24 protein-coding genes are annotated in these 23,813 nt (G+C 73.1%); 14 read left to right on the top strand and 10 right to left on the bottom strand.

All coding sequences use genetic code 11. The features are described 5' to 3' along the window. The first annotated feature begins 283 nt into the window (after nt 1-283). The 4 genes from QF030_RS35385 (at nt 284) to QF030_RS35370 (ending at nt 3,260) form a co-directional block, all read left to right on the top strand. Complete coding sequence (locus tag QF030_RS35385; protein WP_307166630.1) at nt 284-946, top strand: DUF4232 domain-containing protein; 663 nt, start codon at nt 284-286, stop codon at nt 944-946. 132 nt (nt 947-1,078) lie between these two features. Then, complete coding sequence (locus tag QF030_RS35380) at nt 1,079-2,278, top strand: sensor histidine kinase (protein WP_307166629.1); 1,200 nt, start codon at nt 1,079-1,081, stop codon at nt 2,276-2,278. Nucleotides 2,279-2,301: 23 nt separating this feature from the next. Next, nucleotides 2,302-2,985 (top strand): response regulator, encoded by a 684-nt coding sequence (locus QF030_RS35375; protein WP_307166628.1) that lies wholly within the window; start codon nt 2,302-2,304, stop codon nt 2,983-2,985. Beyond that, nucleotides 2,982-3,260: a hypothetical protein gene (locus QF030_RS35370; RefSeq protein ID WP_307166627.1), complete on the top strand. Its 279-nt coding sequence runs from the start codon at nt 2,982-2,984 to the stop codon at nt 3,258-3,260. Before QF030_RS35375 ends, QF030_RS35370 begins: the two co-directional genes overlap by 4 nt. 68 nt (nt 3,261-3,328) lie before the next feature. Here QF030_RS35370 and QF030_RS35365 read toward each other — a convergent pair whose 3' ends face one another. Then, nucleotides 3,329-3,799, bottom strand: a complete 471-nt coding sequence (locus tag QF030_RS35365; RefSeq protein ID WP_307166626.1) for an ATP-binding protein — start codon at nt 3,797-3,799, stop codon at nt 3,329-3,331. Between the two features lie 591 nt (nt 3,800-4,390). Between QF030_RS35365 and QF030_RS35360 the strand changes: the two genes are divergently transcribed. Further along, nucleotides 4,391-4,957: a universal stress protein gene (locus tag QF030_RS35360; RefSeq protein WP_307166625.1), complete on the top strand. Its 567-nt coding sequence runs from the start codon at nt 4,391-4,393 to the stop codon at nt 4,955-4,957. A 23-nt stretch (nt 4,958-4,980) separates the two neighbouring features. Here the strand turns inward: QF030_RS35360 and QF030_RS35355 are convergent, their stop codons facing one another. Next, on the bottom strand, nt 4,981-6,168 hold the full coding sequence (locus tag QF030_RS35355) for a cytochrome P450 (RefSeq protein WP_307166624.1): 1,188 nt from the start codon (nt 6,166-6,168) through the stop codon (nt 4,981-4,983). A gap of 382 nt (nt 6,169-6,550) precedes the next feature. Here QF030_RS35355 and QF030_RS35350 point away from each other — a divergent pair, with 382 nt between their 5' ends. Further along, nucleotides 6,551-7,063 carry a MarR family winged helix-turn-helix transcriptional regulator gene (locus QF030_RS35350; RefSeq protein WP_307166623.1) on the top strand — a complete coding sequence of 171 codons (513 nt, stop codon included), beginning with the start codon at nt 6,551-6,553 and terminating at the stop codon, nt 7,061-7,063. Between the two features lie 49 nt (nt 7,064-7,112). Then, nucleotides 7,113-7,484, top strand: a complete 372-nt coding sequence (locus QF030_RS35345) for a tetratricopeptide repeat protein (protein ID WP_307166622.1) — start codon at nt 7,113-7,115, stop codon at nt 7,482-7,484. A gap of 64 nt (nt 7,485-7,548) precedes the next feature. On the opposite strand, the gene QF030_RS35340 is transcribed toward QF030_RS35345, so the two are convergent. Next, on the bottom strand, nt 7,549-8,982 hold the full coding sequence (locus QF030_RS35340; RefSeq protein ID WP_307166621.1) for a PepSY-associated TM helix domain-containing protein: 1,434 nt from the start codon (nt 8,980-8,982) through the stop codon (nt 7,549-7,551). Nucleotides 8,983-9,141: 159 nt separating this feature from the next. Here QF030_RS35340 and QF030_RS35335 point away from each other — a divergent pair, with 159 nt between their 5' ends. After that, nucleotides 9,142-9,786: a peptide deformylase gene (locus QF030_RS35335; protein ID WP_307166620.1), complete on the top strand. Its 645-nt coding sequence runs from the start codon at nt 9,142-9,144 to the stop codon at nt 9,784-9,786. A gap of 18 nt (nt 9,787-9,804) precedes the next feature. Here QF030_RS35335 and QF030_RS35330 read toward each other — a convergent pair whose 3' ends face one another. Continuing rightward, the gene (locus tag QF030_RS35330; RefSeq protein ID WP_307166619.1) at nt 9,805-11,223 is read right to left on the bottom strand and encodes a dihydrolipoyl dehydrogenase family protein; all 1,419 of its coding nucleotides are present in this window, start codon (nt 11,221-11,223) and stop codon (nt 9,805-9,807) included. 143 nt (nt 11,224-11,366) lie between these two features. Here QF030_RS35330 and trxA point away from each other — a divergent pair, with 143 nt between their 5' ends. Further along, nucleotides 11,367-11,771, top strand: coding sequence for a thioredoxin (gene trxA, locus QF030_RS35325; RefSeq protein ID WP_307166618.1), 405 nt, complete (start codon nt 11,367-11,369; stop codon nt 11,769-11,771). Nucleotides 11,772-11,783: 12 nt separating this feature from the next. Here trxA and QF030_RS35320 read toward each other — a convergent pair whose 3' ends face one another. The 3 genes from QF030_RS35320 to QF030_RS35310 are packed head-to-tail and all read right to left on the bottom strand — an operon-like array spanning nt 11,784 to nt 15,513. Further along, nucleotides 11,784-13,220 carry a benzaldehyde dehydrogenase gene (locus QF030_RS35320; protein ID WP_307166617.1) on the bottom strand — a complete coding sequence of 479 codons (1,437 nt, stop codon included), beginning with the start codon at nt 13,218-13,220 and terminating at the stop codon, nt 11,784-11,786. A gap of 39 nt (nt 13,221-13,259) precedes the next feature. Beyond that, nucleotides 13,260-14,438: a 4-hydroxybenzoate 3-monooxygenase gene (locus tag QF030_RS35315; RefSeq protein ID WP_307166616.1), complete on the bottom strand. Its 1,179-nt coding sequence runs from the start codon at nt 14,436-14,438 to the stop codon at nt 13,260-13,262. A 25-nt stretch (nt 14,439-14,463) separates the two neighbouring features. After that, on the bottom strand, nt 14,464-15,513 hold the full coding sequence (locus tag QF030_RS35310; RefSeq protein WP_307166615.1) for a LacI family DNA-binding transcriptional regulator: 1,050 nt from the start codon (nt 15,511-15,513) through the stop codon (nt 14,464-14,466). A gap of 116 nt (nt 15,514-15,629) precedes the next feature. Between QF030_RS35310 and QF030_RS35305 the strand changes: the two genes are divergently transcribed. Together QF030_RS35305 and QF030_RS35300 are read left to right on the top strand one after the other, a co-directional pair. Further along, nucleotides 15,630-16,301, top strand: coding sequence for a TetR/AcrR family transcriptional regulator (locus QF030_RS35305; protein WP_307166614.1), 672 nt, complete (start codon nt 15,630-15,632; stop codon nt 16,299-16,301). Between the two features lie 17 nt (nt 16,302-16,318). Next, nucleotides 16,319-17,446, top strand: a complete 1,128-nt coding sequence (locus QF030_RS35300; RefSeq protein WP_307166613.1) for an FAD-dependent oxidoreductase — start codon at nt 16,319-16,321, stop codon at nt 17,444-17,446. Here QF030_RS35300 and QF030_RS35295 read toward each other — a convergent pair. Then, entirely contained in the window at nt 17,430-18,119 is a 690-nt protein-coding gene (locus QF030_RS35295) for a TetR/AcrR family transcriptional regulator (protein WP_307166612.1), read from the bottom strand. The genes QF030_RS35300 and QF030_RS35295 overlap by 17 nt on opposite strands. A gap of 116 nt (nt 18,120-18,235) precedes the next feature. Here QF030_RS35295 and QF030_RS35290 point away from each other — a divergent pair, with 116 nt between their 5' ends. Both QF030_RS35290 and QF030_RS35285 read left to right on the top strand, forming a co-directional pair. After that, nucleotides 18,236-18,799, top strand: a complete 564-nt coding sequence (locus QF030_RS35290) for an NAD(P)H-dependent oxidoreductase (RefSeq protein WP_307166611.1) — start codon at nt 18,236-18,238, stop codon at nt 18,797-18,799. Between the two features lie 290 nt (nt 18,800-19,089). Next, nucleotides 19,090-20,034, top strand: coding sequence for an FkbM family methyltransferase (locus tag QF030_RS35285; protein WP_307166610.1), 945 nt, complete (start codon nt 19,090-19,092; stop codon nt 20,032-20,034). 62 nt (nt 20,035-20,096) lie between these two features. Here the strand turns inward: QF030_RS35285 and QF030_RS35280 are convergent, their stop codons facing one another. After that, on the bottom strand, nt 20,097-21,215 hold the full coding sequence (locus QF030_RS35280; protein ID WP_307166609.1) for an FAD-dependent oxidoreductase: 1,119 nt from the start codon (nt 21,213-21,215) through the stop codon (nt 20,097-20,099). A 53-nt stretch (nt 21,216-21,268) separates the two neighbouring features. Here QF030_RS35280 and QF030_RS35275 point away from each other — a divergent pair, with 53 nt between their 5' ends. After that, complete coding sequence (locus QF030_RS35275; RefSeq protein ID WP_307166608.1) at nt 21,269-21,961, top strand: TetR/AcrR family transcriptional regulator; 693 nt, start codon at nt 21,269-21,271, stop codon at nt 21,959-21,961. A 307-nt stretch (nt 21,962-22,268) separates the two neighbouring features. Here QF030_RS35275 and QF030_RS35270 read toward each other — a convergent pair whose 3' ends face one another. Beyond that, entirely contained in the window at nt 22,269-23,726 is a 1,458-nt protein-coding gene (locus QF030_RS35270) for an MFS transporter (RefSeq protein WP_307166607.1), read from the bottom strand. Nucleotides 23,727-23,813: the final 87 nt, after the last annotated feature.

Here is a 23,813-nt window from a genome sequence, read left to right as displayed (position 1 = left end):
GGCCACCGGCCTCAGGCCCGGTCAACCGCAGGTTGACCCTGTCGTCGGCTCCGGGTCTACGCCGGGGAGCCGCTCGACGCCCAAGGTCGACGGAGTCGCCGGCCTTCTGCCGGATGCCTTCGTCACCCTCGCTCTCCTAGCCTCGGCTTGGCCGGGACGACGCCCCGGCGCATCGGAAGTCGAGAGCGGCCGGTACGGCCGGCCACGGGGGAACACCATGAATGCCGCTGTGCACAAGAACCGAAGGACGTCCGGGAGCCGCAAGGGCTGGAGGGGCTGCGCCGTGGGGGCCGCGGCGGTCGGCGCGATGCTCGCGTCCACCGCGTGCGAGCCGGGCGAGACCGACAGCACGGGCTCCACGGCCTCGGACCGGCCGAGCGCGACGAGCCCAACAGAGCCGGGCACGACGGGTTCGGCCACGCCGAGCGGCGGTCCGGGCGCCGGTGGCGACCGGACGGGGGGCGCCACCGGCGGCGGGAGCGGCGGCGGTGCCGTCGCCGCTCCCGCCTGCGCCGCGGAGAACCTCTCGTTCGGCACCACGCTCGAGGACGGGAAGGGCGAGGTCCCCAAGCACCTGCTGATCACCGTCACCAACACCGGCGACAAGCGGTGCGGCGTCTACCACTACCCGCACCTCTTCCTCGGTGAGTACGCCGAGGCCCGGTATCCGATCGACGTGTACGAGGACAGCGACCCGAAGGCGGGGCCCGTCACGCTCGCTCCGGGTGACGAGGCGTACGCCGCGCTGCTCGCCTCCGGTGTCCCGATGGACCAGTACGAGACGGACACGGTCACCCTCCTCCTCCACGGCCGCGAGCTCGGCAGCGACGGGAGTGAGCCGATCGGCGTCGACCTGCCTCGCAAGGTGGCGTTCGACGACGGGGCCCGCGTCACCTACTGGACGACCGCTTCCGGCTACGCCCTGGACTTCATCATGTCCTCGTGACGGACCTCGACCGGGACCGGTTCCGGTCACCGGCCCTCGCCCGCCCTGCCGGGACGTCCCGTCAGGGCGGGTGGAACTCCGTAACTCTCGTAGGAGGCGGATCCGTTGAGAACCGTCGTCTACCATGTCCGGATGCCCGCGACGGAGGCCCTCCGCCCGCGCCCGGCCCATGTCGCCCTCGCCGTCGGCTTCGCGGTCGCCGGCTGTCTGGCCGGCGCCTTCTACGATCCGGCGCCCTGGCGGCCCTTCGACCTGTGGGCACATCTGCTCACCTTGCTGATCGCCCTGTCCCTCGCTCTGCGGGAGACCCGGCCGCTGGGCGTGCTCGTGATCACGGCGGCCGGCTTCGCCGGATATCTGCTGCTCGGATACCAGCCGTCGCTCAACTTCTGGGTTCCCGCCGTCGCGTTCGTCTCCGTCGCGGCCCGCGAAGGTCGCGGCCGCATCGTGTGCGGTTCCGCGCTGCTCGCGGCGGTCATCGCCCTCAGCGGGATGTGCGGCCGGCTGCCCTGGCCCGTCGTGGCCGTGCAGGCCCTGATCGTGCCGGCCGCCGCCTGCACCGTCGGTCTCACCCAGCGCCGTCTCGCCGCGCGCAACGCCGAGTTGCGGCGGCTGACCGCCCTGCTCGACCAGCAGCAGCGCCAGGAAGCCCGCCGGGCCGTCCTCGACGAGCGTTTCCGCATCGCGCGCGAGCTGCATGACACGATCTCGCAGCACATGACGATCGTCACCCTGCAGACCGGGCTGGCCGAGTACGTGTTCTGCACCGATCCGCCCGCCGCCCGCAAGGCGCTCGGCACCGCCGCCGCGGCCGGCCGGGAGTCGCTGGAGGAGCTGCGCCGGCTCCTCGTCGTCCTGCGCACCTACGATCTCGGCGGCGCGTCCGGTCCCGAGAACCCGGCCGACCCGCTCCCCGACGAGCTGCTGGCCGGTGTCGATCGCATACCCGCGCTCGCCGAGCGGCTGGAGGCGGCCGGCCTACGGGTCGAGGTCCGGTTCTCGGGAGCGCGCAGGCCGCTGCACCCGGGTATCGAACTGTGCGCCTACCGCGTCGTCCAGGAGGCCCTCACCAACGTCGTGAAGCACTCCGGATCGGCCACGGCCGAGGTGGCCGTCCGCTACCTGGACGACGCACTGCGCGTGACCGTGCTCGACCGGGGCGGCCCGCTTTCGGCCACATCCACCGGCGGATCCGGACACGGCTTGATCGGAATGCGGGAACGGGCCAAGATTTGGCACGGCTCGCTGACAGCCGGTACGCGCCCGGGGGGCGGATTCCAGGTCCGACTCAGTCTTCCCCTGGACAGGACCGCGACGGCGGCCGATCCCTGACGTGAGCATCTCCGAGGAGCGCTGTGGCCCGCATCCTGGTTGTGGACGATCAGCACCTCATCCGCTCGGGCATCGTCACGCTTCTGCGCACGGTGGAAGGGCTGGGCCCGGTCGTGGAGGCCTCGGACGGTGTGGAGGCCGTCGCCGCGGCACGCGAGCACCACCCGGAGCTGATCCTCATGGACATCAAGATGCCCCGGCTCAGCGGGCTCGCGGCCGCCGAGCGCATTCTCGCCCTCGGTCTCGATCCGGCTCCGCGCATCGTCGTCCTCACCACCTTCGACGACGACGAGTTCGTCTACGCGGCACTGCGCGCCGGATGCAGCGGCTTCCTGCTGAAGGACATGCCGCCGCAACAGCTTCTCGGCGCCGTCACGGCGACCCTCTCCGCGGACCTCCTGGTGGCTCCCGCCCACGTCCGGCGGCTCATCGAGCGGTATGTCGTCCAGCGACCGCCGTCCCCGCCCGGAGCCGACTCGACGAGCTCGCTCACGGGCCGTGAGGTCGAGGTGCTCGGGTTCGTCGCCATGGGTCTCGCCAACGAGGACATCGCCACGCGCCTGTGCGTCAGCGAGTCCACCGTCAAGACACATCTGCACCGGCTGATGACCAAGCTGGATCTCCACAGCCGCGCCCAGGCGGTGGTGTTCGCCTATGAGACGGGCATCGCCCGGGTCGGCGGCCGGCCGGACGCCCCGGGCGCGTGAGCTCCGTGCCCGGTCCGGCCAAGTCGGCCTGGCGAGGGTGCAGTTGGGGCAGTACCGGCTGGCATGTCACCGTCAGCAGGGTGGCCGTCCCGGCCGGTCGTCGTCTGTTCCTCGTGCTGCTCGCGCTCCTCGCGGCGGCCGGCGTCGGCGCCGACGATGCCGGGGCGGCAACCGGGCCGGGGGCCTCCGGCGCCGCCGCGACGCCCGATCGCGCTCGCTACGGCGTGGTGCTGCGCGCCGACGCCGACGGCAGCCACTGGACCGGACGGCAGTGACGGACGTCGGCCTCCGCCCCTTCTGGGAGGCCCACCGCATCCGGTGACGTCCTCCGGGGCCCGGACCGTCACGTACGGGTGCTGGTGTCGCAGGGCGCGTCAGCCAGGGCGATGCGAGCCGTGATGCGTTTGCCGGCCGGTTCCTGCTCGATGAAGAGGTGCTCGGCGACGGCGTTGACGATCTCCAGACCGTGCTGGCCGACCCGGTCGGGATCGCCGGTCCGCGCCACGGGAACAGTCGGGTCGCTGTCCCACACGACGACTTCCACCGCGTGGGCGCTGAGGCGCAGTTCCATCAGGACGGGGCCGGGGGCGTACTTGCGGGCGTTGGTGACCAGCTCGCTGACCACGAGCTGGGTGAGGTCTCGCGCGCGTGCCGGTTCCGGCAGGCGATGGCGGGCATGGGCCCGGTCGAGGAAGGCGAGGGCATGGTGGCGGGCGTCCGCGATGCAGCCGTCGTCGGCGCCCAGGGCGTATCCGGCGCGCATCAGATGCCCGTCGGGCCCGGTACAGCCGTCACCTCCGGCGTGGGATTCCACGTGTCTCGCCCTCACTCCCCCGTTCATCTGCGCCGGTACCCGCGATCGCGTCATGCATGCCGCGGGGGTGCCGTTCGGCACAGCCGCCCGGGTGCATGCCACCGTGGTGGTGGGGCAGAGTTCTTCGCGCACTCCCTGACCGGGGCCGGCCTGAAACGCAGTCGGGGGCGGTGACCGGCATCGGGAAAGCGGACGGCCGGAGAGTCCGTCCGTCGAGCATCGCATGGTCGACGGGGCCCGTGTCGTGACGGTGCGGGGCGAGATCGACCACGACGTCGAGGACGTCCTCACCCCACCACCGAACAGGCCCCGCACGCCCGACCGGACCACCCGGCAGCCCGCCCTCCCGACACAACCGGGGGCTCCCGCGTCGCGAGAGGCTCGACGCGGTCGTGAAGGGCGGCAGTCGGCGTCAGCGGGTCGACAGGGAAGGCGGGAAGGGCGAGAAGGGCGAGGGGACTGGCGGTCGGACAGATGTCAGGAGACGGGCACGCTCTGTCCGGGGTCTCTCGGGGTAGGCGGGACGGAAGCGGTTTTGCGCAGGGTCGCCGCCCGGACGGACCGGTCGGCGCACGCAGAACGGAGGAAGCGATGTCCGAGTCCCGCCCGTCTCCGGCCCCCCGTGTCGTCGTGGGGGTGAGCGGTTCGCTGGGGAGCCTCACCGCCCTGGGCCGGGCCGCCGACGAGGCGCGGCGCCGGGGGGCCGAGCTCTGGCCGGTGCTGGCCTGGGAGCCGCCGGGCGGGCAGCTCGCCGCCCGCAGGTCGACGGCCGCGGCCGTCCTGGTCGAGGACTGGGAACGGCTGGCGCGCGAGAGGCTGCTCGGCGCCCTGCGTGAGGCCTTCGGCGGTGGCGGCCACGGGTTGCGCACGCGGGCCCTCGTGGCGCGCGGCGCCCCGGGTCCGGCGCTGGTCGCAACGGCCGACCGGGAAGACGACCTTCTCGTGATCGGTGCCGGACGGCGCGGTCTGCTGCAGCGCGCGCTGTGGCCGTCGACCGGCCGCTACTGCCTGGCCCATGCCTCCTGCCCGGTCCTGGCGGTGCCCCCGTCTCCGCTCGAGGCCGCCCTGGTGTCCGCCCGCCGCCGGAACGCGTGGGGGCTGCGCATGGACACCGGGCATGTGGCGAGGGAGTTCGACACCGTGCCGCCCGACGCCTGAGGCGGCCCGGCGGCAGGTGGGTGTCAGCTCGCCCTTCTCGCGACGAGCCGGACGGGGATCTCGGCGTACGTGTTCAGCAGCGTGTTCTCCGTGATCACCGGCTCGCCGGTGAGTTCGATGCGCTCGACGGACTCCAGCAGCGCGTGGATCAGGGTGCTCAGCTCGAGGCGGGCGGCGCCCTGACCGACGCAGCTGTGCGCGCCGTACCCGAAGCCGAGGTGGTCCTGGGGGTTGCGGCGGAGGTCGAACTCGTCCGCGCGCTCCCACCTGCGCTCGTCACGGTTGGCCGAGGCGAAGAGGGCCCACACCCGCGCGCCCTCGGGGACGGTCACCCCGCCGAGCTCCGTGTCCCGCGCCGCGACGCGGGTGAGGCCCCTCAGAGGGCTCTCGAACCGGAGGAGTTCGTTGACGGTCGAGGCAACGAGAGCGGGCTCGGCACGCAGGGCTGCCCACTGGTCCGGGCGTTCGGCGAAGACGACGAGGAGATGGCCGATCGACGCGGCCGTGGTCTCCAGCGACGGTCCGATGAAGTCCACGAGGAGGAGCGGACACTTCTCCTGGGGAATGACGCCCTGATCGGCCGCTTCCAGCATGGCGGCTCCGGGGCTTCCCGGCGCGAGTTCCCTGTTCGCCGCGAGTTCGTGGGCGAACTCGAACAGGCGCCGTGTCATCTCCAGGTTGTGCGGGGTGCGTTCCGAGACCGGGCCGAGCAGGTCGTTGCCCACCTGGCCCCAGGCGTACAGGTGCTCACGGTTGCGTTCGGGCAGGCCGAGCAGGTCGGGGATGACCGACATCGGCAGCGCCTGGGCCAGTTCGGCGACGCCCTCGATCTCGCCCTTGGCGACGACGGCGTCGACGAGGTCCCGCGCCTTGCGGGCGATCTCCTCACCACGACCGCGCAAGGAGCGCGGACGCAGTCCGGCCCCGACGACGGAGCGCAGCACCTCGTGCTCCGGCGGGTCGCTGACGAGTGTGACGCCCCGCATCATCTGGTTCACGACGGGGTCGAATCCCACGCCCTCGCCGGAGACGAAGGCGCCGTGATCGGCCAGCGCGGCTTTCACCTCGTCGTATCGCGTGACCGCGTACACGTCCGGTTCGCGGAGCCGGACGACGGCTCCCAGCTCCCGCAGCTGCCGGTACTGCTCGTAGCGGGTGCGCCGATCCGAGGTGGCGAACATGTCGATCTCGGTCGTGGGTACGACGGCCACGGGTTCCTCCCTGAGCTGCCGGCGACGATGGCCGACGAACGTGGTCCAGGTGTCGGAGTGCCGGTCCGAGGCGGTGGGGCGGGCAGGCGGACGCGGCGACGGCCGGTGGCACGGCGGCCGCCGACCGGCTTGCCCCGCCTCGCGGCCGGGGAACACGCCGTACACGTCCGCTTCTTCGTCCGAGCCGAGCACATCCTCCTCAGCCTGCTTCGGCGGAAGCGGCCGCAAACCCTGTTCCCCTCCGGACTCGCGGGCCACTACCGCCACTCCCGCCACTCCCGCCACGGCAGCACGACCGGTGGCACCCCCGCCGACATCCCCGTCTCATCGGCCGTGCCCCACCTCGAAGCCATGGATATAGTAGCCATGTAATCTATCCCCCATGAGTGAGCACAGGGGTCCCGAAGGGGCGACGCCCGGATTTCTGGTGTGGCGGCTGTCGACGAAGTGGCGTGTCGCCGTGGACCGGGCGGTGGCCCCGCTCGGCCTCACCCACGCCCAGTACTCGCTGGTCGCCTCGCTCTACGGGATGCAGCACGCCGGCGAACGGCCCAGCCAGCGCCGCCTCGCCGACCACACCGGCCTCGAGCCGCTCTACGTCTCCAAGCTGGCGCGCGCCCTGGAGTCCGCCGGCCTGATCGAGCGCACCCGGGACCCCCGCGACCCGCGCGCCGTGCAACTCGCCCTGACCGAGCGGGGCCAGGACGTGACGCGACGGGCCGTCAAGGTGGTCCAGGGGCTGCTGGAGCAGCTGCTGGCGCCGCTCGGAGGCCTGAAGAGCCCGCGCACGCGCACCTTCACCGGCGAACTGTCCCTGCTGCTCGACGTGCCGCTCGACGTGCCGCTCGACTCCGCCGCAGGTGAGAGCCCGACCCGGGAGACGCCGCTTGAGTAGTGGAATATTCAACCAACGCGCCCGGTTGTCGGCCTCGAAGGAGGCACGAGTGGACACGACATACGAGACGACCGACAGCACCGCCTACTACGCCCACGGGACACCGGCCGAGCGGTGGGAGCGCGCGCGGCTGTTCTTCGACGCGAAGGAGTACGCCGCCGCCGCACGGGTGCTGGTCGGACTGGTCGAGGAGGTGCCCGAGCAGACCGGACCGCGGCTGCTGCTGGCCCGCGCCTACTACCACTCGGCCCAACTGCTGCGCGCCGAGGCAGAGTTGCGGCTGATCGTGGAGCGGGATCCGGTGGAGCACTACGCCCGGCTGATGCTGGGCCGCACCCTGGAGCGACAGGGGCGGCACCTGGAGGCGGGACCGCACCTGCGGCTCGCCTCGGCGCTGGCCGGGGACTTCCCCGAGGCCTGAGCCCGGAACGGCGGCGGCCCGGCGGTGCACGTCACCGCCGGGCCGCCGCCGTGCGGGGGTCCGCTCAGAGCGCCGCCCGCCGCCCCCGCCGGTGCGCGATCTCGCCGAGGACGACGTCCACGACCAGGAAGCCGACGAGCGGGATGCCGAGGAGCGGGACGAAGTAGGCGACCACCGCGATTCCCGCCATCAGCGGGACGAGGACGTACGGCGGGACCTGCGCCCAGGCGCCGCGCGGGACGGGCCGGCCGAAGGCGGAACCGCGGCCGCGCTGCCACCACATCCGGTAGCCCCACACGATCAGCAGGATCAGGGACGCCGCGAGAAGCATCAGCGCGAGCTGGTTGGCCAGGCCGAACAGGACGCCGGTGTGCAGGTCGATGCCCCAGCGGGTCAGCTTGGCGAGCAGCGGGTGGTCGTCGAACCGCAGCACGTCGGTGACCGCGCCGGTGGCCGGGTCGATCGCCACCGCGTCCTGCTTCTCGGGCCAGCTGCGCTGCACCTGCTTGACCACGTACGCGGAGGAGGCGTCCGCGGGCGGGACCATCTCGACCGGGTCGCCCAGCCCCTCGGCCCGCGCGGCGGCGAGGATCCTGTCGAGACCCGCCCCGTGCTCGCCGTCCCCGCCCGCCCCGGCCGCCGTGTCGTGACCGGCGTGCTCGCCGCCGCTCGCCGCCGCCGAGACCGACGGGGTGGCCTGGCCGAGCGAGGTGCGCAGCACGTCGATGTTGGCGCCCGCGTAGGTGGACCAGGTCAGTCCGGTCGCGGACAGGAAGAGGAAGCCGACGGCCGCCCAGACGCCGACGGTGCCGTGCAGACCCAGCGTGCGGCGCCGTCCGGCGGTACCGCGGACCTTGCGCAGGGCGCGGCGCCGGGAGAACCAGAGCACCAGGCCGCCGCCCGCGATCACCCACAGCCAGCTGGCGGCGAGTTCGCTGTAGAGGCGGCCGTTCTCACCGAGGTGCAGGTCGCGGTGGAACTCGTCGATCCAGGTGCGCAGCGGCAGCGCGCCGGTGGAGCCGTACTGCTCCAGCGCGCCGCGCACCTTGCCCGTGTACGGGTCGACGAACACGGCGAGGGTGTGGGTGGCCTCCACGCCCTTGACCCCGGAGAGCATGACCCGGGTCGTGGCGCCGTCCTCCGGCGAGGGACGGACGGCCGAAACCGTGCCCTCGGGGTGGGCCTCGCGGGCCGCGTCCACCTGCTCGGAGATCGGCAGCGTCGTGCCGCCGGCCGGCACGGTCAACTCGTGGGAGTACAGGAGCCGCTCGGCCTGGAACGCACCCGCGTACAGGAACCCGGTGGCGGCGGCGATCAGCAGGAACGGCGCCACGAACACACCGGCGTAGAAGTGCAGACGCAGTACGAGCGGGCGCAGCGGGGCCCACGGGCCGCGGGACCTCGGCGCGGGGGCCGCTGCCTGCGGGACCTCGTCCGACGGGGGTCCCGCCGCTCGAGCGGAGCCGAGCGCGGGGGAGGTCGAGGGAGTGGTGGACATGGCGGGGCTTCTCCGGGGGCAGGAGGAGTGGGTCGGGGACAGCGGTCTGGGGACGCTTCTCAGCCGTGACGCACCAGTAGTCGGCGGCGCGTGGTGCCGAGTTCCCGCCACTTCGAGTGACGTGCGTCACACGTCCGGCGGCCGTGGCATGCTGGCCCGATGGCATCTCCCAGTCCCCGCGCGCCCCTTGCCGAACGGATCGAGGAACTCCTCGCCCCCGGCGGTCCGTTGCCCATCGTCGCGGCCGGAGACCCGGTCCTGAGGACGGGCACGACGCGCTACGAGGGCCAGCTCGACCCCGCTCTGCTGGCCCGTTTCGTCGAGGCCCTGCGCGTCACCATGCACGCGGCACCGGGCGTCGGCCTCGCCGCCCCGCAGGTCGGGGTGGAACTGCGGATCGCCGTCGTCGAGGACCCGGCGCCGGTGCCGGAGGAGGTGCGACTGGCCCGCGGCCGGGTGCCCCAGCCGTTCCGGGTTCTCGTCAACCCGTCGTACGAGCCGGTCGGTTCCGCCCGCGCCGCCTTCTTCGAGGGCTGCCTGAGCGTGCCGGGCTACCAGGCGGTGGTGGCCCGGCACGCCGAGGTCCGGCTCACGGGCGCGGACGAGCACGGCCGGCCGCTGGACGAGGTGTTCGGCGGCTGGCCCGCCCGTATCGTCCAGCACGAGACGGACCACCTCGACGGGCTGCTCTATCTCGACCGGGCCGAACCGCGCTCGCTCTGCGCCAACCAGGCCGTGCTCGAACGCTGGTCGCAGCCGACCGCGGACCTGGCCGCGAGGGCGCTGGGGTTCGAACTCCCCTGAGCGGCCGGCCGCGTTGCGTCAGTTGTCCCGGTAGGCCTCCAGCAGCCGCAGCCACACCTCGCTGAGCGTCGGGTAGGACGGGACGGCGTGCCACAGCCGGGCGAGCGGGACCTGGCCGGCGACCGCGATCGTCGCCGAGTGGATCAGCTCCCCGACGCCCGGGCCGACGAAGGTGACGCCCCGCAGGATTTCCTGCTCCAGGTCGACGACCATCCGGGCGCGGCCCTTGTAGCCCTCGGCGTACAGGCCCGCTCCGGCCACCGACGACATGTCGACGTCGACGGCCCGCACCCGGTGGCCGGCCTGTTCCGCCTCGGCGAGCGAGAGGCCGACGGCGGCCGCCTCCGGGTCCGTGAAGACGACCTGGGGGACGCACCCGTGGTCGGCCGTGGCAGCGTGGGCGCTCCACGGGTCGCGCTCCGGCAGGTCGCTGCCGGCCGCGCGGGCGGCGATGGCGGCGCCGGCGATCCGGGCCTGGTACTTGCCCTGGTGGGTGAGGAGCGCCCGGTGGTTGACGTCGCCCACTCCGTAGAGCCAGTCGGTGCCGGTGACCCGGAGGCTGTCGTCGACCGTGAGCCAGGAGCCCGGTGCCAGGCCGACCGTGTCCAGGCCGATGTCGTCGGTGCGCGGGGCGCGGCCGACGGCGAAGAGGATCTCGTCGGCCTCGATGCGCTCGCCGCCGTCGGTGACGACCACGACCGTGCCGTCCGAGCGGGTCACCGACGCCACGGAGGTGCCCGTGCGCACGTCCGCCCCGGCCTCGGTGAGCGCCTCGGCGACCAGTTCGCCCGCGAACGGCTCCATCCGGTCGAGCAGGCCCTTGCCCCGCACGAGCAGGGTGACCTGTGAGCCGAGGGCCTGCCAGGCGGTGGCCATCTCGGTGGCGACCACTCCCCCGCCGACCACGACGAGCCTGCCGGGCGCGGACTGCGCACCGGTGGCCTCCCGGCTCGTCCAGGGCCTGACCTCGGCGAGGCCCGGCAGGTCGGGCAGCGCCGCGCGGGTACCGGTGGCGACGACGACCGCGTGGCGGGCCGTGAGCACCTTGTCCCCCACCGTCACGGTGCGCGGGCCGGTCAGTCTGCCGTGGCCGCGGTAGAGGTCCGCGCCGATGCTCTTGATCCAGTCGACCTGACCGTCGTCGGTCCAGTCACCGGTGAACCAGTTGCGGCGGGCGAGGACCGCCGCCGTGTCCAGCGGGCCCTGCACCGCCTGGCGCAGACCGGGCAGTCTGCGGGCGTCCGCGCGGGCGATCACCGGGCGCAGCAGGGCCTTGCTGGGCATGCAGGCCCAGTACGAGCATTCGCCGCCCACCAGTTCGCTCTCCACGACCGCGGTGGTGAGGCCGGCCGCACGGGTGCGGTCGGCGACGTTCTCCCCCACGGGCCCGGCTCCGAGCACAACCACGTCGTACAGGTTGGTTTCCGTTTCCGTCATGGGGTCAGTCTGGTGGGTGGTGTGCGGGGTGGCCACACGGGTAGGGGCGCGGAATACGCGCCGGGCCGGCCGCGTTGTCGCGAACGGCTTCACCCCGTGTCAGGGGACCCCTGGCAGGACGTACCGGGAAGAGGGAACACGCCATGAGCAGCACTGTGGAGCTCACCAAGGAGAACTTCGACCAGACGGTCACCGACAACGACTTCGTCCTGATCGACTTCTGGGCGTCCTGGTGCGGCCCCTGCCGTCAGTTCGCCCCGGTCTACGACAAGGCCGCGCAGGAGAACCCGGACCTGGTGTTCGGCAAGGTGGACACCGAGGCGCAGCCGGAATTGGCCGCTGCCTTCGGTATCCAGTCGATCCCGACGCTGATGATCGTGCGCGACCGGGTCGCCGTGTTCGCCCAGCCGGGCGCCCTGCCCGAGGCCGCCCTCACGGACGTCATCGGACAGGCGCGCGAGCTCGACATGGACGAGGTCCGCAAGTCGATCGAGCAGGAGCAGGCCAAGGCCGGCGCGGACGGCGCCCCGGCCGCCCAGGGCGAGTAGCCCCGGGAATCCTCAGAAGGGGTACGGCGCCACGTCCGCGCGCACCGTCGTCCAGCGCACGTCGGTGAAGGCCTCGAGGTTGGCCTCACCGCCGAAGCGCGCGCCGGTGCCGGAGGCGGCGACCCCGCCGAAGGGCGCCACGGCCTCGTCGTTCACCGTCTGGTCGTTGATGTGCACGATGCCGGTCGGCACGCGTTCGGCGAGGTCGAGACCACGGGCGGCGTCCCGGGTGACGATGCCGAGCGAGAGGCCGTAGGAACTGCGTGCGGCCAGGGCCGCCGCCTCGTCCGCCGTGCTGAAGGAGCGTACGGGGGCGACCGGCCCGAAGACCTCCTGCGCGTAGGCGGGGGTGTCGTCGTCGACGCCCGCGAGGACGGTCGGCCGGTAGAACAGCTCCTCGTGCCTGCCGCCCGCGGCGAGCTTGGCGCCGGCCGCGGTGCTGGCCTCCACCAGACCGTGCACCTTGGCGAGCTGGCCGCCGTCGATGAGCGGGCCGAGGTGGACCTGGGCGCGGTGCGGGTCGCCGACGGCGAGGGCGTCGGCCTTGGCCGCGAGCCGCTCCACGTACTCCTCGTAGAGGGAGGCGTGCACCAGGTGGCGGCCGGTGGTCATGCAGATCTGGCCCTGGTGGAAGAAGGAGCCCCAGGCCGCGGTGGAGATCACCGCGTCCAGGTCGGCGTCCTCCAGCACGATCAGGGCGGAGTTGCCCCCGAGTTCCAGGTGGGCCCGCTTGAGGTGACGGCCGGCGGCCTCGCCGACCGCCCGGCCGGCGCCCGTCGAGCCGGTGAAGGAGATCACCGGCACATGCGGGTCGGCGACCAGGGCGGCACCGGTCTCCGCGCCGCCCGGGAGGATGTGCAGGAGGTTCTCTGGCAGCCCCGCCTCGGCGAAGACCGCGGCCAGGGCGAGCCCGCCGCACACCGCCGTCCGCGGGTCCGGCTTGAGGACGACCGCGTTGCCGAGCGCGAGGGCGGGCGCGACGGACCGGATCGACAGGATCAGCGGGGCGTTGAACGGGGAGATCACTCCCACGACACCGACGGGCGCCCGCCGGGTGTACGACAGCCGCGGCGCCTCGCTGGGCAGCACCTGTCCGGCCGGGCGGGAGGCGAGCGCGGCGGCCTCGTAGCACTCCTGGGCGGCGACGTGCAGCTCGAAGTCGGCCTTGCCGGCTATGGATCCGGACTCGCGGACGATCCACTCGCGCAGTTCGTCGGCATGCGCGGTGAACAGGTCGCCGGCCTTGCGCAGCACACCGGCGCGCACGAAGTGCGGCAGGCGGGCCCACTCGGTCTGAGCGGCGCGGGCAGCCTCGGCGGCGGGACCGACGTCCGCGGCTCCGGCCAGCTCGACGTTGCCCAGCGGGTCGCCGGTGGCGGGCTCGGTGACGGTGTACCGGGGGCCCGACAAGGTGCGGGACTGCCAGTTCTTGGGGTCGAGCAGCGGCATGAAGGCTCTCCGATCGGTGACCCGCGGGACTCGCGGCTCTCACAGGGGGAGGGGAAGTCCCGTGTAGTTGGCCGCCAGTTCGGCGGCGGCGTGGCGGGATGCGGTGATCCGGCGCAGCCGGGCGAGCTGCATCCGGTGGTCGAACGCATCTCCATCTGGTTGAGCGTGCAACATCCTAGTCATGTCGTCGGAAAAGCGGGTCGCCTGCCACACACGGCGCAGACAGAGGTCCGAGTACCCGTCCAGCAGCCTCTCGGACCCGGTGGCGTGCAGAGCGGCGAAGGCGCTGCCGAGCAGCCGCACGTCCGAGACCGCGAGGTTGAGCCCCTTGGCGCCGGTCGGCGGGACGATATGGGCGGCGTCCCCCGCCAGCAGCAGCCGGCCGTGACGCATCGGCTCGTGCACCAGGCTGCGCATCGGCGTCACGGACTTGCTCGTGATCGGACCGCGGCACAGCGTCCAGTCGGCGTCCACGGCGAAGCGGGCGGAGAGTTCGTCCCAGATCCGGTCGTCGGGCCACTCCCGCAAGGCGGTGCCGTCGGGGACCTGGAGGTAGAGCCGGGAGATCCGCGGCGAACGCATGCTGTGCAGGGCGAAGCCGCGTTCGTGACGCGCGTAGATCAACTCATCGCAGGAGGGCGGCACTTCGGCGAGGACGCCGAGCCAGGAGTACGGGTAGCGGTGCGTGTACGTCCGTCCCGCGGCGGCCGGGAAGGCGTCGCGGGCGACACCGTGCGAGCCGTCGCAGCCGACCACCCAGTCGCAGGAGAGGCTCTGTTCGCGACCCTCGCGCAGGAACCGCACGACGGGCGACCTGCTCGACGGATTCTCCACGGCGAGCACCGGCGCCTCGAACAACAGCGGTGGTCCGTCGGCGAGTTGCAGGGCGACCAGATCCTTGACGATCTCCGTCTGGGCGTAGATCGTGACCGTGCGGCCGCCGGTGAGGACGGGAAAGTCGAGATGGTGGCGTTCGCGGTCGAAACGCAGCTCGATGCCGTGGTGCACCAGTCCCTCGGCGTCGAGCCGGTCGGCGGCTCCCGCCGCGCGCAGGGTGTCGACCGTCCCCTGCTCCAGCATCCCGGCACGCTGGCGCTGTTCCACGTACTGCCTGGTCCTGCTCTCCAGGACCACGCAGTCGACGCCCTCGCGGTGCAGCAGCCGGGCGAGCAGCAGCCCCGCGGGTCCGCCGCCGATGATGCCGACCGTCGCACGCATGGCACGCCTCCCCTGCGACCGTAGTTCAGCTGGAGTCGCGCTGCACCACGGTGGCTCCGAACGGTTCGTGCGGCTCGGGCACGGCCGCGGGGCTGCGCACCGCCCGGTCGACCAGCGAGGCGAGGTCGCGGCCGGAGGGCAGCGCGATCCGCACGGTGCTGAGCCGGGGCCGCAGCAGCCGCCCGAGCATCAGGTCGTCGGCGCCGATGACCGCGACGTCCTCGGGGACGCGCACGCCGGCGTCCTGGAGGGCGCGCATCAGGAGCATGGCGTACTCGTCGTTGTAGGCGAACACGGCGTCCAGGCCGAGGGCGGGCCAGCGGGCGGCGAGCGCTGCCGCGGACTCCTCCGTGTAGGCCAGGGACAGCTCGGTGACGTGGGCGTCCGTGCCGTGCAGCGCCTCGCGGGAGCCGGCCAGGCGCGGCCCGGAGAACATCTCCATACCGCGCTCCGCCGGGACGACCACCCCGATCCGGCGGCGGCCTCGGGCGTACAGGTGCGCGGCGGCGCTGCGGCCGACGTCGGCGTGGTCCAGGAGCAGCGCGCGGGCGCCCTCGACCGCCTCGGGGCCGAGGGTCACCACGGTCCGGGCGCCCGACCTCTTCAGCACGGCGACCCCCTCCGGGCCGACGCCGGGACTGGGCACGAGCACGGCGACGGGCCGCAGTTCGGCCCAGGCCCGGGCGGCGTCGTCGCCGCGCAGACCGGTGGCGCCGTACTGGACGACGGTGTAGTCGAGGCGGCTCAGCGCCCCCTGGAAGTCGTGCACGAACTGGGAGTAGAGGGGGCCCGCCGGGACGGGCAGGGTGGGCATCAGGACCATGCGGCTGTGTCCGGCCCGCAGTGTGCGGGCGGCGGCGTGCGGCACGTAGCCGAGTTCCTTGGCGGCCTGGCGCACGCGGCGGCGGGTGGGCTCGCTGATGCGTACGGCGCCGGCGTTGTTCAGGACGTAGGAGACGGTCGCGCGCGAGACGCCGGCCAGGCGGGCCACGTCGGCGCTCGTGGGCACGGGGCGCGGCACCGGCGGCATCGTCGGCGCGGGCGCGTTCGGTATCTGCACCATGACGTACGGCATCTTGGCAGAAGCCGTGAGCGGCCTTCCGGGCGGGGGACGCGGAAATCCGACGAACCGTCGACGAACGCGTTCGTGACGTACCTGTTCGGAACGAACATGTTCGCTACGCTGGAGGCATGACAGCACGCCCCGACACCCCCCGCAGCCGTCGCGAACGTCCGGCCAAGCCCGCCCTGACCAGGGAGGCCATCGTGGCCGCCGCCCTCGCGGTACTGCGCGCCGAAGGTCTGCGGAAGGTGACCATGCGGCGCCTGGCCCAGGAGCTCGACACCGGCCCGGCCTCGCTGTACGTCTACGTCCGCAACACGGCGGAACTGCACGCGGCGGTGCTCGACGAACTGCTGGGCACGGCCCTGCCGGCGCCGGCCGGGGGAAGCTGGCGCGAGCGGCTGGAAGAAGTGCTCACCGCCTACACCGCGATGCTCTTCGCCTATCCGGACCTCGCACGCTCCGCGCTCACCACCCGGCCGAGCGGCCCGCACTATCTGGACCTGATCGAGACCCTGCTGGCCCTGCTCGACGAGGGCGGGGTACCGCCCGCGCAGGCCGCGTGGGGCGTGGACCTGCTGCTCCAGCACGCCACCGCGACGGCCGCCGAACACACGGACGAGGCCTCCCAGGAGGACTGGGACGCGCTGCGGCACGCGGTGCGCGAGGCGCCGGAGCGGACCCACCCGCACATCGCCGGCCTCGCCGGGCCGCTGCTCTCGGGACCGCCGGAGGCCCGCCTCTCCTGGGGGTTCCGGACGCTGATCGGCGGCATCGAGCGGACGGCCGTACCCGAATGACCACCACAGGAGGAACCATGCACCACCCCGTAGCGATCATCGGCGCCGGACTCGGCGGCCTCACCCTCGCCCGCGTGCTGCACCTGCACGGCGTCGAGGCGGCCGTCTTCGACCTGGACGCCTCCCCCGCCGCCCGCACACAGGGCGGCATGCTCGACATCCACCTGGACTCCGGCCAGGAGGCGCTGCGCGCCGCCGGACTGGCCGAGGAGTTCCGGGCGCTGGTCATGCCCGGCGGCCAGGCCACCCGGGTCCTCGACAAGGACGCGGCGGTCTGCTTCGAGACGGTCGACGACGGGACCGGCGAGCGGCCCGAGGTCGACCGGGGCGCCCTGCGCGACCTGCTGCTGCACTCGCTGCCCCAGGGAACGGTCCGCTGGGGCGCGAAGGTCGCCGGCGCGCGGGCGCTGGGCGGCGGACGGCACGAGGTGCGGCTCGAGGACGGGTCCGCCTTCAGCACGGACCTGCTGATCGGCGCCGACGGAGCCTGGTCGCGGATCCGCCCGTTGCTCTCCGACGCCCGGCCCGCGTACACGGGCGTGTCGTTCGTCGAGACGGACCTGCCGGAGGCGGACGTGCGCCATCCGGTGAGCGCCGGGGTGGTCGGCGGCGGGTTCCTCTTCGCACTCGGCGCCGGCAAGGGCTTTCTCGCACACCGCGAACCCGACGGCGGCCTGCACGTCTACACCGCGCTGCGGGTGGCCGAGGACTGGGCGGACGGCGTCGACTTCCATGACACCGAGGCGGCCAAGGCCTACGTCCTGGAGCACTTCGCGGACTGGGACAAGAGCCTGCGGGCGCTGGTCGCGGACGCCGACGGACCGCTGGTGCCGCGCCTGATCCACGCCCTGCCGGTCGGTCACCGCTGGGACCGCGTCCCCGGCGTCACCCTGCTCGGCGACGCCGCCCACCTGATGTCGCCGTTCGCGGGCGAGGGCGCCAACCTCGCGATGCTGGACGGCGCCGAACTGGCCCTGGCCCTGGCCGCGCACCCGGGCGAGCGCGAGACCGCGCTGGCCGCCTACGAGGAGAAGCTGTTCCCGCGCAGCGCGGCCTCCGCGGCCGACTCCGCCCGCAGCGGCGTGACCCTGTTCGCCGAGGACGCCCCGCAGTCCGTCGTCGACCTCTTCACCGCGCGGCCCTGACCGGCGCCGCGCTCGGCACCCCGCCGGTCACCAGGTCGACCAGTTCGCTCCAGCCGGCCTCCAGGCGCCCCGCCGACATGCCGCACTGCCGGGTGAGATGGTGCACGAGGACCGGGTTGAGGTACCCCATCAGCGTGTGGGCCAGCAGCTCGACGTCCGCGTCGGGCAGGGCCTGGCGCAGCAGCAGCACCAGATGGCTGTGATGGACACGGCGCGGTGGCACGGAGTACCGCCGGTCCGGTCCGGGCTCGGCCGCCAGTTGGAGGTCCAGTTCGTCCACGGCCCGCCGGAGCATGGCGACGCCGAAGGCCCGCAGTCGCTCCACGGGCTCGGCACCCGGCCCCAGCGGCGGGGGTCCGCTCAGGAACGCGGCCTGGAAGTTCCGCTCCGAGTGGTCGAGGAGCGCGGTCAGCAGCCCGGTGCGGTCGCCGAAGCGCCGGAACACCGTGCCCTTGCCCACGTTCGCCGCGCTCGCCACCGCCTCCATCGTGACCCCGGCCGCGCCGTGCTCGGCGATCAGCCGGGCGGCGGCGTCCAGCAGCCGGGCCCGGTTGCGGGCCGCGTCGGCGCGCAGGCACGGCTCGTCGCCGGTCGGGCCCAGCTGCAGCAGCTCGGGCTCGGGCTCGGTCAGGCTTTCCTCGGGTTCCGGACAGGGAGGCAGAACGGCGGGCATGAACTCAGCGTAAAGCATCGGGAATGAAACTGGACCGCGGTCCGGTTAGGGTGCTAGAACATAAACGGACCTCGGTCCGGATTGTCACAGCAATGTTTCAGCCTCTGGGAGTACCCATGTCTGTCCGCATCCTCGCGCTCGTCGGCAGCCTTCGCGCCGGTTCGACCAACCGTCAGCTCGCCGAGGCGGCCGTCAAGGTCGCTCCCGAGGGCGCCGACGTCGACCTCTTCGAGGGTCTGGCCGAGATCCCCTTCTACAACGAGGACCTCGACGTCGAGGGCAGCGTCCCGGCCGCCGCCGCCAAGCTGCGTGCGGCCGCCCAGGCCGCCGACGCCTTCCTGCTCTTCTCCCCCGAGTACAACGGCACCATCCCGGCCGTCCTGAAGAACGCCATCGACTGGCTGTCCCGCCCGTACGGCGCCGGCGCCTTCGGCGGCAAGCCCGTCGCCGTGGTCGGCACCGCGTTCGGCCAGTTCGGTGGCGTGTGGGCGCAGGACGAGGCCCGCAAGGCCGTGGGCATCGCCGGCGGCAAGGTCATCGAGGACCTCAAGCTCTCCATCCCGGGCTCGCTGACCCGCTTCGCCGAGACCCACCCGGTGGACGACGCCGAGGTCGCCGCCCAGCTGACCGAGGTCGTGGCCCGTCTGCACGGCCACGCGGGCGAGGTCGCGGCCGCCTGACCCCGCAGATCGCCTGACCGGCAGACCGGCAGACCGGCAGACCGGCAGAACAGCACAACGACGCAATGCGTGGGTGAAGGGGTCCGGAGCGCTGTCCGGGCCCCTTTCGCCGTACACGGCTCCGGTGCACGCCCCCGTGCACGCCCCGGTGCACGCCACCCCCGCCCGGCCGTCCGGCCCCGCTCCCGACTCCGGCCGGACAGGGCCCGCTCGTCCCCGTCCGGTCATCGGATCGGCGAATGTCGTTCAACTCGCAGACCTCCTCCCGTGGCGTCTGATAGGGCTGGACGATGCAGACCCTCTATCGACGACTGCTCGGCCTGATGCCCCGTATCGGCGTCCAGGTGACCGACCTCGGACCGGGGACGGCGGTGGTCTCACGGCGCGGCGCGTACCGGGTGACCGGCGCGGACAAGGACACCTGGGTGCTGCGGCGGACCCGGGACGGGGCACGGTCCGAGGTCGCCGCGGGCGGCGCCGTGCGGCTGGGCGACACCGGCGCGCTGCTCCTGATGGAGAGCACGGCCGCACAGGACGAGCGCAGACTCCAACTCGCGGCCGCCGAGTACCTCTGCACCCAGCACGTGACCGCGATGCTGGACCTCTACGGCGTGAACTGTGTCTTCGACGTCGGCGCCAACAACGGCCAGTACGCCAGGCGGCTGCGGAAGCTCGGCTACGCCGGCCGGATCGTGTCCTTCGAACCCACCTCGGAGACGTTCGCCCGGCTCGAGAAGGCCGCGGCGGACGATCCCGACTGGCAGGTGTACCGGTGCGGACTGGGGCGCGAGGAGACGACGGCCGAGATCCACGTCGGCTGGAAGACGATGAACTCCCTGCTGCCGGCCAGCGACTACGGCAAGGGCCGTTACAGCAGGTTCGCGAAGGCCGACACGGAGGAGATCCGCGTCCGCCGGCTGGACGCGGTCATGGCCGAGGCGCTGGACGGCCTCACCGATCCGCGCCCCTATCTGAAGATGGACACCCAGGGCTACGACCTCGAGGTGTTCGCCGGCGCCGGGGAGCGGATCGCGGAGTTCGTGGGGATGCAGTCCGAGGTCGCGGTGCTGAGGCTGTACGAGGGCAGTCCCGGCATGGGCGAGGCCGTCGCGGTGTACGAGGCGGCCGGGTTCGGCATCACCGGCATGTACCCGGTGACGCGCGAGGCGACCACGGGACGGGTGATCGAGTTCGACTGCGTGCTGATGCGGGCGGACGCCGCGCCGGCACCGTAGAGCCGCCTCCGCCGACGCCTCCAGCCCCACGCGGGCGACGCGTCCCCCTCGGCTCTCGGCGGTCAGGCCGGCTGGACTTCGTCGAAGAGGGCGAGTGCCTCGGCGGGGTCCGGGCTCACGAGACGCTCCAGACCGGCCGCCGTGATCTTCGCCCACCTGCCGGCCCGCGCCCACATCCGTTCCTCGAAGGCGCGGACGGCGTCGTCCAGGTCTCCAGGGCCGTTGGCGATGGACTCGGCGAGTTCGGCGCCTTCCAGCATCGCGAGGTTCGCGCCCGCCCCCAGCGGGGGCATCAGATGGGCGGCGTCGCCCAGCAGCGTCACCCCGCGTACGTGGTTCCAGGTATGGGGTGTGGGCAGGACGTAGAGGGGGCGGTGGGCGAAAGCGGTGCCGCGGCGGAGGAGGTCGAGGACGGGAGCGGCCCAGCCGTCGAACAGGGCCAGCAGGCTCGATCGCACGGCCTCGACGTCGGTCGCGTCCAGGTTCGTGTGCCGGTCCAGCGGCGCGCGGAACTGGGCGTACACCTTGACGTGGCCGCCGCTGTTGCGCTGGGCGACGAGGCCTCGGTTCACGCCGTACACGGCCACGGAACCGTCGCCGATCAACCGGGCGAGGTCGGGGTGACGGGTGTCGACGTCGTCGAGGGACGTCTCGACGAAGGTGACGCCGGTGTAGTGCGGCGTCACCTCGGAGACTGCCGGGCGGACCCGGGACCAGGCGCCGTCCGCGCCGACCACGAGGTCGAACGTCTCCTGTCGCCCGTCCTCGAAATGGACCAGTACGCCGTCCCGGGTCCCCGGCACCACCTGCGTGACGCCTCGACCCCACTGGACGTCGAGGGGGCCGAGCAGCAGGTCACGGAGTTGCCGGCGGTCGATCTCGGGATTGGCCCGGTCGTCCGGCCGGGGTTGCCAGTCGCGCAGTACGGTCCCGTCCGTGTCCAGGATGCGCATGGCCTGCCCCTCGGGGCGGGAGAGCGTCTCGAACTCCGCCAGCAGCCCCGCCTTGTCCAGCGCGAGCTGGCCGAGCCCTTCCTGCAGGTCCAGCGTGCCGCCCGGGGGGCGCGCGTCGGGGGTGGGATCGCGTTCGAAGACGGCGACGGGGTGGCCGTGGCGGTGCAGCACACGAGCGAAGACAAGACCGGCAGGGCCGCTTCCGATCACGGCGATACGATGTCTCATACCGATACACTGTATTTCGTCGATACGACGCATCGCAACAGAACGGTGTGACCATGACTGTGTGGGACCGGCCGGAGCCGCCGACTCGCCCCGTGCCGCTCGACCGGGAGCGGGTCGTCGCCGCCGCCATCGCGCTGGCCGACGAGGGCGGGCTGGAGGCGGTGTCGCTGCGCAAGGTCGCCGCCCGGCTGAACGCCGGACCGATGCGGCTGTACGGATACATCTCCACCAAGCAGGAGCTGTTCGACCTCATGGTGGACGAGGTCCAGGCCGAGATCCTCCCCGGGGAGCGGCCCGGTGACTGGCGGGAGGCGCTGCGCGTCCTCGCCCACCGCACCAGGCAGGCCGCTCTCCGTCACGAGTGGCTGGGCGACCTGCTCGGCGGTCGCCCGACCCTGGGCCCGAACGGCCTCGCCGTCACCGAGGCCACGCTGGCCGCCCTCGACGGCCTGGCCGACGTCGACACCGTCATGCGGGCTGTGGAGACTGTCAGCGCCTACTTCACCGGCGCGATCAGGCGCGAGATCGCGAACCTGCGGGCCGAGCGCGCCACGGGTCTGTCCAAGCGCGACTGGCAGCGCGCCCATGGCCCGCATGTGTCGAGAATGCTGGCCACCGGCCGCTTCCCGGCGCTGGCCAAGGCCGTGCACGACGGCACGGACGTGGACGCCGAGGCATCCTTCGCGACCGGCCTGGACTGGGTCCTCGACGCCGTGGCCGCCAGACTCGGCCGGCCGCCGGGGTGACCCTCGGCTCCTGCCGCGCGGAGGCGAGGTCGCGGTCGGTGTCCACGGGCCGTGCGGGCTCGCGCCGCCACCCCGTCACGGGGTCGGTGCGGCCGCCGGGGCGCCGGGGCGTCGCCGAGGCGCTGTTCCCGAGCGAGACGACCGTCGAGACGCACCTGGTGTGCGGCCTCCGCGCCCCGGGCGCGGCCGACCGGGCGGCGGCGGTGTCCGAGGCGGTGCGCGGGGGCCGCCGGATCCGGCGTGGCACGGAAGCGGTCCGGAGGGGGCGCGGAGGGGGCGGCCGGCTGTGGCCGTCCCCCTCGGTGTGTCAGACCTTGGCCTGCTCGGGCGCTGCGGTCCGGCCGGTCGCGTCCTCGCCCTCCGCGGCGGTGCGGGCGGCGGGGATGACGGCGGCGATGGCCGCGGAGATCAGGGCGAGCGCGCCGCCGACCAGGAGCGCGGTGCGGAAGCCGTCCTCGGAGGCGAAGGTGTACCCGCCCATGGTGGTGGTCATCTGGGAGAGGATCACGCCGATGACGGCGGAGCCGATCGAGGTGCCGAGCGACCGCATGAGGGTGTTGAAGCCGTTGGCCGCGGCGGTCTCCGTGAGCGGGACCGAGCTCATGATCAGGGCGGGCATGGCGCCGTAGGCGAGGCCCACGCCACCGCTGGTGATGAGCGTGACCACCATGACGCCCCAGGCGGAACCCATCAGGGCCAGCGAGACGAAGTAGCCGGCGGCCAGCACCAGGGCGCCGCAGACCAGCGTGAACTTCGGACCGCGGGCGTTGGTGAGTTTTCCGCCGAGCGGGGAGATCAGCATCATCATCAGGCCGCCGGGCGCCATCCACAGACCGGCGGCGAGCATCGACTGGCCGAGTCCGTAGCCGGTGGCCTGCGGGAACTGCAGCAGCTGCGGCATCACCAGCATGCTCGCGTACATGCCGAAGCCGATGAAGACCGAGGCGAGGTTGGTGAGCAGCACCCGGGGACGGGCCGTGGTGCGCAGGTCGATCAGCGGGTCGGTGGTGCGCACCTCCCACACGCCCCAGCCGACGAGCGCCACGACGGCGGCGGCGAACAGGCCGAGCGTGGTGCCCGAGGCCCAGCCCCAGTCGGCGCCCTTGGAGACCGCGAGCAGCAGTGAGACCAGACCGACGCCGAGGCCGATCGCGCCGGGCAGGTCGAAGCGCTGGCCCTTGGCGCCGGCCGGGACGTCCGGGACGAGCAGGAAGATGAGGACGGCGACGACGGCGGCCAGGGCGGCGGAGCCCCAGAACAGCACGCGCCAGTTCGCGTACTGGGCGACGGCGGCGGCCAGCGGCAGGCCGATGGCGCCGCCGATGCCCATGGAGGCGCTGACCAGCGCGATGGAGCCGCTGAGCTTCTCGGCCGGTACGACGTCGCGCAGCAGCGCGATGCCGAGGGGCACCATGCCCATGCCCATGCCCTGGAGGCCGCGCCCCACGATCATCGTCACGACGTCGGAGGCGAACGCGCACACCACCGAGCCCACGATCAGCGGCACGGAGCAGGCGAGCAGCATCCGGCGCTTGCCCAGCAGGTCGCCGAGGCGGCCGACCACCGGCACGCACACGGCGGCCACCAGCAGGGTGACCGTGATCACCCAGGCCGCGTTCGAGGACGAGGTGTCCAAGATCTGCGGCAGCTCGGCGATGAGCGGGGTGACCAGCGTCTGCATGATCGCCGCGGTGGTGCCGGCGAAGGCCAGCGTGGCGATCACGGCGCCTGGGCGGGCCGTGGATCGGAGAGCGGGGGCGCCCATGGGGACTCCTCGACGTGGGATGTGCGGTGAAGGTCCGCGGGAAGGATCTGCGCGCAGGACGCGAAGGATGTGCATCGTACATGTCCT

Source organism: Streptomyces rishiriensis, assembly GCF_030815485.1.
Classification (GTDB): domain Bacteria; phylum Actinomycetota; class Actinomycetes; order Streptomycetales; family Streptomycetaceae; genus Streptomyces; species Streptomyces rishiriensis_A.
This window is presented reverse-complemented; position numbering and strand designations above follow the sequence as displayed.